General features: G+C 66.4%; 12 protein-coding genes. 10 read left to right on the top strand and 2 right to left on the bottom strand.

The window, feature by feature from the left end; all coding sequences use genetic code 11:
* Positions 1 to 7 precede the first annotated feature (7 nt).
* Complete coding sequence (locus tag A5760_RS12125; protein ID WP_064880988.1) at positions 8 to 595, bottom strand: peroxiredoxin; 588 nt, start codon at positions 593 to 595, stop codon at positions 8 to 10.
* Between the two features lie 101 nt (positions 596 to 696).
* Between A5760_RS12125 and A5760_RS12120 the strand changes: the two genes are divergently transcribed.
* From A5760_RS12120 to A5760_RS12105, 4 genes are read left to right on the top strand one after another with little or no spacing between them, the layout of a single operon-like run.
* Positions 697 to 1632 carry a hydrogen peroxide-inducible genes activator gene (locus tag A5760_RS12120; RefSeq protein WP_064880986.1) on the top strand — a complete coding sequence of 312 codons (936 nt, stop codon included), beginning with the start codon at positions 697 to 699 and terminating at the stop codon, positions 1630 to 1632.
* A gap of 26 nt (positions 1633 to 1658) precedes the next feature.
* Complete coding sequence (locus tag A5760_RS12115; protein WP_064880984.1) at positions 1659 to 2360, top strand: EthD domain-containing protein; 702 nt, start codon at positions 1659 to 1661, stop codon at positions 2358 to 2360.
* A gap of 9 nt (positions 2361 to 2369) precedes the next feature.
* A complete protein-coding gene (locus A5760_RS12110) occupies positions 2370 to 2813 on the top strand; it encodes a PPOX class F420-dependent oxidoreductase (protein ID WP_064880982.1) in 444 nt (147 codons plus the stop codon).
* A gap of 18 nt (positions 2814 to 2831) precedes the next feature.
* Positions 2832 to 3581 (top strand): enoyl-CoA hydratase/isomerase family protein, encoded by a 750-nt coding sequence (locus tag A5760_RS12105; protein WP_064880980.1) that lies wholly within the window; start codon positions 2832 to 2834, stop codon positions 3579 to 3581.
* A 4-nt stretch (positions 3582 to 3585) separates the two neighbouring features.
* Here A5760_RS12105 and A5760_RS12100 read toward each other — a convergent pair whose 3' ends face one another.
* Entirely contained in the window at positions 3586 to 3771 is a 186-nt protein-coding gene (locus tag A5760_RS12100) for a (2Fe-2S)-binding protein (RefSeq protein ID WP_064880978.1), read from the bottom strand.
* Between the two features lie 338 nt (positions 3772 to 4109).
* Between A5760_RS12100 and bfr the strand changes: the two genes are divergently transcribed.
* The 6 genes from bfr (at position 4110) to A5760_RS12070 (ending at position 10833) form a co-directional block, all read left to right on the top strand.
* Entirely contained in the window at positions 4110 to 4589 is a 480-nt protein-coding gene (gene bfr, locus A5760_RS12095; RefSeq protein WP_064880977.1) for a bacterioferritin, read from the top strand.
* Positions 4590 to 4678: 89 nt separating this feature from the next.
* Entirely contained in the window at positions 4679 to 6751 is a 2073-nt protein-coding gene (locus tag A5760_RS12090; RefSeq protein ID WP_064880975.1) for an MDR family MFS transporter, read from the top strand.
* A gap of 65 nt (positions 6752 to 6816) precedes the next feature.
* Positions 6817 to 7311: a carboxymuconolactone decarboxylase family protein gene (locus A5760_RS12085; RefSeq protein WP_064880973.1), complete on the top strand. Its 495-nt coding sequence runs from the start codon at positions 6817 to 6819 to the stop codon at positions 7309 to 7311.
* A 106-nt stretch (positions 7312 to 7417) separates the two neighbouring features.
* Positions 7418 to 8299 carry a TIGR03854 family LLM class F420-dependent oxidoreductase gene (locus A5760_RS12080; RefSeq protein WP_064880971.1) on the top strand — a complete coding sequence of 294 codons (882 nt, stop codon included), beginning with the start codon at positions 7418 to 7420 and terminating at the stop codon, positions 8297 to 8299.
* Between the two features lie 57 nt (positions 8300 to 8356).
* A complete protein-coding gene (locus A5760_RS12075; protein WP_064880969.1) occupies positions 8357 to 9709 on the top strand; it encodes a glutamine synthetase family protein in 1353 nt (450 codons plus the stop codon).
* An 8-nt stretch (positions 9710 to 9717) separates the two neighbouring features.
* The gene (locus A5760_RS12070) at positions 9718 to 10833 is read left to right on the top strand and encodes an amidohydrolase family protein (RefSeq protein ID WP_064880967.1); all 1116 of its coding nucleotides are present in this window, start codon (positions 9718 to 9720) and stop codon (positions 10831 to 10833) included.
* Positions 10834 to 11741: the final 908 nt, after the last annotated feature.

Below are 11741 nucleotides of genomic sequence, written 5' to 3'. Positions count from 1 at the left end.
GTGAGCATCAGGCCGACTGCTTGAGCAGCTCGGTGGCGTCCAGCGTCGGGTCACCCTTGCGCCAGTTGCACGCGCACAGCTCGTCGGACTGCAGGGCGTCGAGGACGCGCAGCACCTCTTCGACGTTGCGGCCCACGGAACCCGCGGTGACCGAAACGAACTGGATCTCGTTGTTCGGGTCGACGAGGAACGTCGCCCGGTCGGCCACGCCGTCGGCGTTGAGCACACCGGTGCCCAGGCTGAGCTCCCGCTTGATGTCCGAGAGCATCGGGAAGGGCAGCTTCTTCAGGTCGTCGTGCTGCGCACGCCAATTGAAGTGCACGAACTCGCTGTCGATCGAGACACCCAGCACCTGCGCGTCGCGGTCTTCGAATTCGTCGTTGAGCTTGCCGAACGCGGCGATCTCGGTCGGGCACACGAAGGTGAAGTCCTTCGGCCAGAAGAACACCACGCGCCACTTGCCGGCGTGGTCCTCGTTGGTGATGGTGGTGAAGTAGTCCCCAGGCTGCTTGGCGTCGACCTTGGACAGATCGCCCGCGATCAACGCAGTGAGCTCGTAGGCGGGGAACTGGTCGCCGATGGTCAGCAGAGGCATGTCGCTCCTTGTCTGGATTTACTCAAGATTAGCTTTCCTCCACCATGTTGCCGCGTACCCTAGTTGAAGTAAAGGTGATATTTCCCACTAGACTTATAGGTATGCCCGATAAGAGTTATCAGCCCACGATCGCCGGCCTGCGCGCATTTGTCGCCGTCGCTGAGAAGCGCCAATTCAGTAGCGCCGCAACGTCTCTCGGCGTGAGCCAATCGACGTTGTCGCAAGCGCTGGCGGCGCTCGAAGCCGGCCTGGGCACCCAGCTGGTTGAGCGCTCAACCCGGCGTGTCTTCTTGACAACGGAGGGCGCCCAGCTGCTGCCGCGCGCCCAGGCGGTCGTCGAGGCGGCGGACGCATTCAGCGCCGCGGCTGCGGGCTCGTCGGACCCGCTGCGGGCCGGCATCCGGCTGGGGTTGATACCCACGGTGGCGCCCTATGTGCTGCCGACCGTGCTGGCCGGCGTCGCCGAGGAGCTGCCGGGGCTCACGCTGCGGGTGACCGAAGACCAGACCGAGCGGCTGTTGGCGGTGCTGCGGGAGGGCGCGTTGGATGCGGCACTGATCGCCCTGCCCGCCGAGGGCGCCGGCGTCACCGCGATCCCGATCTATGACGAGGATTTCGTGCTCGCCCTCCCTCCGGGTCATCCGCTGGCGGGCAAGCGCCGGGTTCCGGCAACCGCACTGGCCGACCTGCCCCTGCTGCTGCTCGACGAGGGGCATTGCCTGCGCGATCAGGCACTCGACGTCTGCCACAAGGCGGGCGTGCGGGCGGAGCTGGCCAACACCCGGGCCGCGTCACTGGCGACCGCCGTGCAATGCGTGACCGGCGGACTGGGCGTCACGCTCATTCCCCAGAGCGCGGTGCCGGTCGAGGCGTCCCGAAGCCGCCTGGGCCTCGCGCAGTTCGCCGCGCCGCGCCCGGGCCGGCGAATCGGTTTGGTTTTCCGCTCGTCGAGCGGGCGCGACGAGTCCTATCGCCGTCTGGCCGGACTCATCGGCACGTTGATCAGCAGCCAGCACCAGGTACGGCTGGTCAAATAACCGGCCGGCGACTGTAAGTTCTGCGTATGGAGAAGGTCATCGCCGTGCTGAGGCGTGCCGAGCCGGATGACGCCTGGTGCGCCCGGCAACGGGGTCACATCGCCGACGCGCTGCTGCAACTGGGCGTCGTGGGGCTGCAGATGAACGTTCGTGACAGCACCGTGCGTCACTCGCTCATGACATTGACAACCTTGGACCCGCCGGTGGCCGCGGTGGTGAGCATGTGGACCCAGCAGTGCTACGGCGACCAGATGACGACGGCATTCAAATTCCTCGCCCAGGAATGTGACCAGCTGGCCGCTTACCTGGTGACCGAGTCGGTCCCGTTGAGTGCGCCCGCCGTCGAACCCGGTTCTCGCACACCGGGTTTGGCCAACATCGCACTGCTACGCCAGCCCGCCGACATGGACCAGGCGACCTGGCTGAACCGTTGGCAACGTAACCACACCTCGGTGGCCATCGAAACGCAGTCGACGTTCGGTTACACCCAGAATTGGGTGGTGCGGGCGCTTACCCCGGATGCGCCGGGAATTGCGGGCATCGTCGAGGAGTTGTTCCCAATCGAGGCCATCACCGACCTGCACGCGTTCTTCGGAGCCGCCGATGACAAGGACCTACAGGACCGGCTGGGCCGGATGGTCGCCAGCACAACCGCATTCGGCGCCAATGAGAACATCGACACGGTGCCGACGAGCCGCTATGTGTTCGAGACACCGTTCCGGGAGTGAGGACCGCCCATGACAACACTCGACGAGGCTGTGGCGTTGGCCAAGGCAGAAAGCGGTCTGGCGGTGATCTCGACGGTTCGTGCCGACGGAACCGTGCAGGCCTCGCTGGTCAACGTGGGCCTGTTGGCGCACCCGGCGAATGGTCAACCCGTCCTGGGCTTTACCACCTACGGCCGGGTCAAGCTGGCCAACCTGCGTGCCCGGCCGCAGCTGGCCGTGACCTTCCGCAACGGGTGGCAGTGGGCGACCGTCGAGGGCCGCGCGGAGCTGGCCGGCCCCGACGACACCCGGCCGTGGCTGACGGACGCCGATCAGTTGCGACTTCTGCTGCGCGACGTGTTCACCGCCGCGGGCGGCACTCACGACAACTGGGACGAGTACGACCGGGTGATGGCCGCCGAGGGCCGCGCGGTGGTGCTCATCGCCCCGACCCGCGTCTACAGCAACGGCTAGCCTCGTTAGGCTGCTCGCGTGACGCTGCAGATCGATGACGAGAACCGGGTACGCACCCTCACGCTGAACCGGCCCGAGGCGCTCAACGCATTCAACGAAGCCCTCTACGACGCCACAGCCGAGGCGCTGCTGGCTGCGGCCGAGGATCCCGAGGTGGCGGTCGTGCTGCTGACCGGCGCGGGTCGCGGCTTCAGCGCCGGCACCGACCTGGCCGAGATGCAGGCCCGCATCACCGATCCCGACTTCACCCCGGGCAAGCACGGCTTCATCGGGCTGATCAATGCACTCAGCGCGTTTCCGAAACCCTTGATCTGCGCGGTGAACGGCGTGGGCGTCGGAATCGGCGCCACCATCCTCGGCTATGCCGATCTGGCGTTCATGTCGTCCACCGCCCGGCTGAAGTGCCCGTTCACCAGCCTGGGTGTGGCGCCGGAAGCGGCGTCGTCATATCTACTGCCCCAGCTGGTGGGCCGGCAGAACGCGGCCTGGCTGTTGATGTCGTCGGAATGGGTCGGCGCCGACGAGGCGTTACGGATGGGCCTGGTCTGGCGGGTCTGCGAACCGGACGAGCTGTTGTTACAGGCCCGTCAGCACGCCGAAATCCTTGCCTCCCGGCCGATTTCGAGCCTGATGGCCGTCAAGCACACCATGACGGAACCGGTCCGCCCGGAGATCGCGGCGGCGACCGCCCGGGAAAACGCGCACTTCGCCGAGCTGATGGGCGCACAAGCCAACGCGGCTGCCCTGGCGGACTTCAACAAACGCTGACGCGCTAGCTCGACTGAGCCGTTTCCAGCTTCGCCTGCGCGGCGAGGATCGCGCGCAACGTGCGCCGGCAGCGGCCGCAGTCACCGCCGGCGCCACACGCGGCGGCGATCTCTTTGGAGGTCGATGCGCCCTGCGCGACGACGTCGCACACGGTCTGGTTGGTCGCCCCAACACAGAGGCACACGTACATCAGCGCACCTCCTGCACGTCGGAATCCCCTTCGTCGAGAGCTCGGTCCAGCGTCTGCGATTCGTCCCGGACCCCGGTGTTCCGAGTCATCGGACACCATGGCGATGAGGCCGAATGCGCATGCCGCTTATTAGCAGAGTCTAACCTAAGTTCGTTAGCTCAGTCTAACCTAACCAAGGGGCGACTTACTTCACTCTGGACGTCACTGAGTGCAGCCAAACCTTGCTGGAACATTCCAAGCGGCCGTGGCAAAGTGCTGCTACAGCCCAGGTTTGTGCGCTCCAGCCCAGCGCGCCCGCCGCGGCCCACACGACAGCCGCTCACACCATAGGAGTGACAATGCAAGGGGATCCGGAAGTTTTGCGTCTGCTCAACGAGCAGTTGACCAGCGAGCTCACCGCGATCAACCAATACTTCCTGCACTCCAAGATGCAGGACAACTGGGGTTTCACCGAGTTAGCTGAGCACACCCGGGCCGAGTCCTTCGACGAGATGCGACACGCGGAGTCGATCACCGACCGCATCCTGTTGCTCGACGGGTTGCCGAACTACCAGCGCCTGTTCTCGCTGCGCATCGGCCAGACGCTGCGCGAGCAGTTCGAGGCCGACCTGGCGATCGAATACGAGGTGATGGATCGGCTCAAGCCGGCGATCATCCTGTGCCGGGACAAGCAGGACTCCACCACCGCGAACCTCTTCGAGGAGATCGTGGCCGACGAGGAAAAGCACATCGACTACCTCGAGACCCAGCTCGAGTTGATGGACAAGCTGGGCGTGGAGCTGTACTCGGCACAGTGCGTGTCGCGGCCACCCAGCTGACTCTCGGGCGCCGCCTTAAGCGGGAGGTTTTGGTTGCCACCGGTTGACCGTGGGCACTCATTACCATCGAACGCCGAGGGAAGGCAGGCATGACGAGGGCGACACCGGCAGCGGCTCCGGCCGGCCACGCTTCGAATTCGCAACCCGGCAATGTCGCGGTCGACTCGCAGCGGCGCAATTTCATCTTCGTGGCCATCCTGCTCGGCATGCTGATGGCCGCACTGGACCAGACGATCGTGGCGACCGCGTTGCCGACAATCGTCGCCAATCTCGGTGGCGCAGGCCATCAATCGTGGGTCGTCACCAGCTACCTGCTCGCGTCGACGATCATCACCGCCCTCGTCGGCAAGTTCGGTGACCTGTTCGGCCGCAAGCGGCTGTTCCAGGCGGCCGTTGTGTTCTTCGTCGCCGGATCCGTGCTGTGCGGGCTCTCGAGTTCGATGAGCATGCTGGTCGCGTCGCGCGCACTGCAGGGCATCGGCGGCGGCGGGCTCATGGTGACCGCCATGGCCCTGATCGGCGAGGTGATCCCGCTGCGGGACCGCGGCCGCTACCAAGGGGCGATGGGAGCGGTGTTCGGTGTCACCACCGTGATCGGTCCCTTGCTCGGCGGCTACTTCACCGACCACTTCACCTGGCGGTGGGCCTTCTGGATCAACGTGCCGATCTCGGTCGTGGTCTTCTTCGTGGCGGCCGCCGCCATCCCGGCGCTGACCGAACGCACCAAACCGGTCATCGACTACACCGGGATCCTGTTCGTCGGCCTGGGCGCCGCCGGCCTGACACTGGCCACCAGTTGGGGCGGGACCACCTACCCCTGGGGATCGCCCATGATCATCGGCCTGTTCGTCGGCTCGGTGAGCGCGTTATGCATCTTCGCTTGGGTGGAGAGCCGTGCCGCCGAGCCGATCCTGCCGATCCGGCTGTTTCGGAGTTCGGTGTTCACCGTCTGCTGTGTGCTGTCCTTCGTGGTCGGGTTCGCGATGCTGGGGGCCCTGACGTTCCTGCCGACGTACATGCAATTCGTCGACGGTGTCTCAGCCACCACGTCGGGCCTGCGCACGTTGCCGATGGTGATCGGGATGCTGACCACCTCGATGGGTAGTGGTGTCATCGTCGGCCGCACAGGCAGATACAAAGTCTTCCCCATCGCCGGCACCGCCGTCATGGCGGTGGCGTTCTTTCTGATGTCGCGGATGGACCCGTCGACATCCGCTGTCGTCCAATCGTTGTTCCTCGTCATCCTCGGCGCCGGGATCGGGATGTGCATGCAGACCCTGGTCCTGATCGTGCAGAACACTTCGAGCTTCGACGACCTCGGCGTCGCGACGTCCGGCGTCACCTTTTTCCGCACGATCGGCAGCTCGTTCGGAGCCGCCATCTTCGGTTCGCTGTTCACAAACTTTCTGCACAGCCGGATCGGCCCGGCGATGCTGGCCAGCCGCGCGCCGGCCGCGGCCGCCGCGTCGCCGGAGGCGTTGCACCGGCTGCCCCGCCAGGCGGCCGCCCCGATCGTCGCCGCCTACGCCGAGTCGCTCACCCAGGTTTTCCTCTGGGCGGTTCCGGTCGCGCTGGTGGGGTTCGTGCTGGCGTTGTTCCTGCGCGAGGTCCCGCTGCAGGAATTCCACGACAGCACAGTCGATCTCGGCGACGCGTTCGGGATGCCGACCAGCGAGACACCGGACCAGATGCTGGAGAACGCGATCGCACGGATGATGCGCGGTGAAACCGGCATGCGGCTGCGTAGCATCGCGATGCGACCCGATTGCCGGCTCGACGTCGCCGGGCTGTGGGGAGTCCTGCGGATCAATCGGTACACGCAGATATACGGGACCGCCCGGCTCACCGACATGGCCGACTATCTACGGGTACCGTTCGAGATTCTCGAGCCCACCTTCGCCCGCCTGGTGTCCGGCGGCTACGCGCAGCGCGACGGCGAGCAGTTGTGGCTCACCCCGGCCGGGCGGCAGCAAGTCGCCTACGTGCAGTCGCTAATGCTGGCGTGGCTGGTCGACAAGCTCGCCCGGTCACCGGGTTTCGAGGGGCGCCCGGACCGTCGCGCGGTGGAGGCCGCACTGGAACGTGTCGCGCATCGCGTTCTGGCCCAACGTGATTGGCACGACGAGCAGCCAACCGTGGCGATTCCGTCGGCCGCTCGCTAGCGGGCACCCATCGACATTCGCCGACATCCCCGACCGGGGTCCCGAGCCGGGCGTACCATCACGCCATGAGCCGAATCGGAACATTTGCTGACGACGACCTGGCCGGCTGGTTTGTGAAGTCTCCGGACATCGGCGGCGCGCTGGGCGGCTTCAGCCAGGCGGTCTACACCAAGAACCGGTTGCCTTTGCGCACCCGCGAACTGGCCCGCGCCGTGATCGCCCACCGCAACGAATGCGTCGTCTGCGTCAACACCCGCGACGAAGATGGACCCGCCGCCGGCGTCGACGAGCAGTTGTATGACCACGTCCACGAATGGCGCACCTGGCCCGGCTACAGCGACCAGGAGCGGCTGGCCGCCGAGTTCGCGGACCGATTCGCCACCGACCACACCGCCCTGCGCGATGACGAAGACTTCTGGAGCCGTTGCGCGGACCACTTCTCCGACGAGCTGCTGGCCGACCTGGCGCTGTCCTGCGCGCTGTGGGTCGGCATGGGTCGAGTGCTGCGGACCCTCGATATCGGCCAGGCCTGCAAGCTCACCATCCCCAGCCGCGGCTAGTTTCCGCCTTCTGAGCCCGGGCAACCGGCGATGACGCACGCCCCGGGCACAAATGGTGGCGCGTTGATGTTGCGGTGTGGGTGAGAGAACTCAGAGGGAGGCGCCGGTGAAGATTCGCTTCGGCGTCGGACTGGGTGCCGACACCGCACCGGACCAGCTGGACGCGACCGTCGATCAGCTCGAGGCCGGCGGGGTGGACTCGCTGTGGTTTTCCGAACTGGTGTATTCGCCGGCGGTCGATCCGGTGGTCGGCATGGCGTATGCGCTGGCGCGGACGACCCGGCTGAAGGTGGGCACGTCGGTCGCCGTGCTACCGGGGCGGCATCCGGTGCTGGTGGCAAAGCAGTTGGCGTCCCTGGCGGCCGTCGCGCCCAAGCGGGTGCTACCCGTTTTCGGTCTGCGCTCGGCGATACCGGCCGAACGCGAGGTGTTCGTGGTCCCCGACGGCGAGCGCGCGGCGGTGTTCGACGAGTCGCTGCGGCTGCTGCGCGCGGCGCTGGTCGAGGAGTCGGCGACGTTCAGCGGTCGCTATTTCAGCGTCACCGACATGGCCGTCGCCCCGAGACCGACACCGCCGCTGGACATCTGGGTGGGCGGTTCGGCGCCGGCGGCGTTTCGGCGCATCGGCGCGCTGGGCGACGGCTGGCTGGGCAGCTTCCTCACCCCGGCGGAGGCACGAGCCGGGCGCGCGGCGATCGAGCGGGCCGCCGCGGACGCCGGCCGCAGCATCGAACCCGACCACTTCGGCATCTCGTTGGCCGTCGCCGACGGGGAATTGCCCGCGGAGCTGGCCGCGGCGGTACGCCGGCGCCGCCCGGACCGCGACCCCGGCGAGCTGATCGCCGCCGGGTGGGATCAGCTGCACCGAAAACTCGACGCCTACATCGAGGCGGGATTGACGAAATTCGTCATCCGGCCGGTGGGCAAGGCGCCGGTAGATGACTTCCTCGATCGGTTCATCACCGAATTGGTCGCCCGACAGAACTGAGCGTGCGGGTACGCCGTTTACCGTACGGCGAGATCCGAGGTTGGGAGAATGACTGCTATGACCGGCACACCGCTTGCCGCCGGGGCCATTACCCAGCTGGAGGCCGAGGGCGTCGACACGGTCATCGGCACCGTGGTGAATCCCGCCGGGCTCACCCTGGCCAAAACTGTGCCGATCCGGCGAACCAACATCTTCGCGGATCCCGGGCTGGGGGCCAGCCCGTCCTGGCACGCGTTCGCCATCGATCAGACCGGCATCGCCTTCACCGCCGATGTGGGCGTGGTGGGGGACCAACGTCTTCGTATCGACTTGTCCGCATTGCGCATCGTCGGTGACGGTCTGGCGTGGGCGCCCGCCGCGTTTTTCTCTCAGGACGGCGCACCGGTTCCCACCTGCAGTCGGGGAGCGTTGCGACGTCTCGAGGCCGCACTCACCGAAGCCGGGATCGAGGCCGCGATCGGGCACGAGATCGAATTCCTCCTGGTCGGCGCGGACGGCGGCCGGCTGCCGTCGACGTTATGGGCGCAATACGGCCTGGCCGGCGTGCTGGAGCACGAAGCGTTCGTGCGCGACGTGATCGGCTCGGCGACGGGTGCCGGCATCGCGATCGAACAGTTTCACCCCGAGTACGGCGCCAACCAGTTCGAGATCTCGCTGTCACCGCAGAGCCCCGTGGCCGCCGCCGATCAGCTGATCCTGATGCGGCTCATCGTCGGCCGCGCGGCTCGCCGCCATGGGCTGCGCATCAGCCTGTCGCCCGCGCCGTTCGCTGATGGCGTCGGATCCGGTGCACACCAACACTTTTCGCTGACGACGTCGGAAGGCCGGCTGTTCTCCGACGGCCCCGAAAGCCACGGCATGACGGAGGCGGGGGAAAGCGCGATAGCGGGCGTGGTCCGCGGCCTGCCGGAGGCCCAGGGCGTACTGTGCGGGTCTATCGTTTCCGGCTTGCGGATGCGCCCCGGCAACTGGGCCGGCGCCTACGCGTGCTGGGGCACCGAAAACCGCGAGGCCGCAGTGCGATTGATCGCCGGCGGCCCGGGAAATCCGCGCGGCGGCAATGTCGAGGTGAAGATCGTCGACCCGTCGGCGAACCCGTACCTCGCCTCGGCGGCCATCCTCGGGCTCGCCCTGGACGGCATCAAGTGCCAGGCGGCGCTGCCACCGGAGGTCACGGTCGACCCGGCCGTCCTGTCCCATTCAGACCGTGCGCGCGACGGCATCGTGCGCCTGACCGATTCGCAGGCTGAATCGATTGCGGCACTTGATGGTTCAGAGGCAATGCGCCGTATCCTGGGCGATCCGGCGGTCGACATGGTGGTCGCGGTTCGCCGCCTGGAACAGGAGCGCTACGGCGACCTCGCACCCGAGCAGCTGGCGGACAAATTCCGCATGGCCTGGAGCCTGTGACGGCTCCTATGGTCTCCGAAACCCGCGCCCTCGCCCAGTACATCGGCGAAGTGACGCTGGTCGATCAGCATGTCCACGGTTGCTGGCTGACGCCCGGAGACCGGCAGCGATTCGAGAACGCACTCAACGAGGCGAACAGCGAACCCATCACTTATTCGGGCTTCGACTCACAACTCGGATTCGCGGTGCGCGCGCATTGCGCCCCCGTCTTGGGGCTGACCAAACACGCTGATCCGCAGGCTTACTGGGAGCGGCGCGGCCGATTCGAGGAGGAGGAGCTGGCGCGGCTGTTCCTGGCGGCTGCCGGCGTGAGTGACTGGCTGGTGGACACCGGGATCGGAAGCAGTGGTTTCGCAGGGGTTGCGGATATGGCCCGGCTGTCCGGCGATCGTGCGCGTGAGGTCGTCCGTCTCGAGGAAGTGGCCGAGCAGGCCGCGCAGGCGCTGGGTGACTATGCGGCGGCGTTCGAGGAGATCCTGCACCGGCGCGCCACGGGCGCGGTCGGCACCAAATCGATTCTGGCCTACCGCGGTGGGTTTGACGGCGACCTGAGCGCGCCGTCGATGTCGGAGGTCGCCGAAGCCGCCGGTCGCTGGCGCGATTGCGGCGTTACCCGATTGCAGGACAGGGTCCTGCTGCGGTTCGGGTTGCACCAGGCGCTGCGACTGGGCAAGCCCCTGCAGTTCCACGTCGGGTTCGGCGACCGTGATTGCGACCTACACAAGGCCAATCCGCTGCTGCTGGTTGACTTTCTGCGCGACACGGCGGACGTCCCGATCGTCCTGCTGCACTGCTATCCCTACGAGCGCGAGGCCGGCTATCTGGCCCAGGCGTTCAACAACGTCTATCTGGACGGCGGCTTGAGCGTCAACCACTTGGGGGCGCGGTCACCGGCCTTCCTTGCTCGATTGCTGGAGATGGCGCCCTTTTCCAAGATCCTCTATTCGTCCGACGGATTCGGCCCGGCAGAGCTGCACTTCCTCGGCACGGTCCTGTGGCGCAGGGGCATGGATCGCGTGCTGCGCCAGTTCGTGGACCGCGGCGACTGGAGCGAGGCAGACGCCATCCGGGTGGTCGATCTCATCGCCCACGAGAACGCCGCGCGCATCTACAGCCTGGGCTGAACTCGCTGTCCAGGAATTCTCACGAATCGGATGTAGCTCATCGTTCGGCCTGGTAAAACACCGCTGCGAGCGTCCCGGATTTGTGGAGCGACAAGCGCCTTCCCTCACACTCGGAGCCGACTCGGCTGCTGTCGGCCGCACCCTCGCTGAAATCCGACTGCCAGCCGATTACCTTCCGTGTCGATCCTCCACGACCGCCAGCTCGTCGAGGCCGACCCTCGTCCGACCGGGGACCGGATCAACGTCCTCGTCCCCGCCAGCCGCCACGATAACGTTGGTGGCGCCGCCACCGGCGCGAGCTAAGATCCGGCTTCAATTCCCTTCCCCCATAGCGAGATTGGCCCCCACAGCGACGTCAGCGCTGCCAACCGAAGCGGGTCGCCGCACCAGCCCACTGGCGCGGCGTCAACGCCGCACCGCTGGCTGCCTCGTCCGCCCACCGGCCTCACAGCGCTTTGGCAGGTTTTATTGCTGCATACAACAGTTGCAACAGTCTATGTTTAATGCCGGGGCTACTCAACGATGCGTCCCTCGGCGATTTGGTCAGACAGCAGATCGCAGAGCTAGCCGTGACTGTACGCAGTCTATCGGATTTAGCTCTGCCGCATCGTGTTTGGCGGGCTAAACCCTCTGCGCGCCTTGCATAGAGTGAGGCGTTGGTGGGAGGTTGACGCGAGTCATTAGGTCCTTCACTGAGCGCCACCGGTTCTGCGAGCGCCTGCGGCACCTGCAAACCGGAGAACACGAAATCCCGCAAATTCGGACGGTTTGAGAAGCGTAAGTCCGATGAAGGGTTGATCCCTAATGCCGACAGGAAGTTGCAAACATTCGATGACGACGACCGAAAACGTACTGACCCCCGAGGTTCGAAACGGCATCGATTTCAAGGTCGCCGATCTGTCGTTGGC

It is taken from the genome of Mycobacterium colombiense (assembly GCF_001665835.1).
In the GTDB taxonomy this organism is placed as follows: domain Bacteria; phylum Actinomycetota; class Actinomycetes; order Mycobacteriales; family Mycobacteriaceae; genus Mycobacterium; species Mycobacterium colombiense_A.
This window is presented reverse-complemented; position numbering and strand designations above follow the sequence as displayed.

Coding starts and splice junctions, on each gene's coding strand:
- A5760_RS12090 (WP_064880975.1), top strand. CDS start 4,679: ATGACGAGGGCGACACCGGCAGCGGCTCCGGCCGGCCACGCTTCGAAT.
- A5760_RS12070 (WP_064880967.1), top strand. CDS start 9,718: ATGGTCTCCGAAACCCGCGCCCTCGCCCAGTACATCGGCGAAGTGACG.
- A5760_RS12085 (WP_064880973.1), top strand. CDS start 6,817: ATGAGCCGAATCGGAACATTTGCTGACGACGACCTGGCCGGCTGGTTT.
- A5760_RS12120 (WP_064880986.1), top strand. CDS start 697: ATGCCCGATAAGAGTTATCAGCCCACGATCGCCGGCCTGCGCGCATTT.
- A5760_RS12115 (WP_064880984.1), top strand. CDS start 1,659: ATGGAGAAGGTCATCGCCGTGCTGAGGCGTGCCGAGCCGGATGACGCC.
- A5760_RS12125 (WP_064880988.1), bottom strand. CDS start 595: ATGCCTCTGCTGACCATCGGCGACCAGTTCCCCGCCTACGAGCTCACT.
- A5760_RS12075 (WP_064880969.1), top strand. CDS start 8,357: ATGACCGGCACACCGCTTGCCGCCGGGGCCATTACCCAGCTGGAGGCC.
- bfr (WP_064880977.1), top strand. CDS start 4,110: ATGCAAGGGGATCCGGAAGTTTTGCGTCTGCTCAACGAGCAGTTGACC.
- A5760_RS12110 (WP_064880982.1), top strand. CDS start 2,370: ATGACAACACTCGACGAGGCTGTGGCGTTGGCCAAGGCAGAAAGCGGT.
- A5760_RS12100 (WP_064880978.1), bottom strand. CDS start 3,771: ATGTACGTGTGCCTCTGTGTTGGGGCGACCAACCAGACCGTGTGCGAC.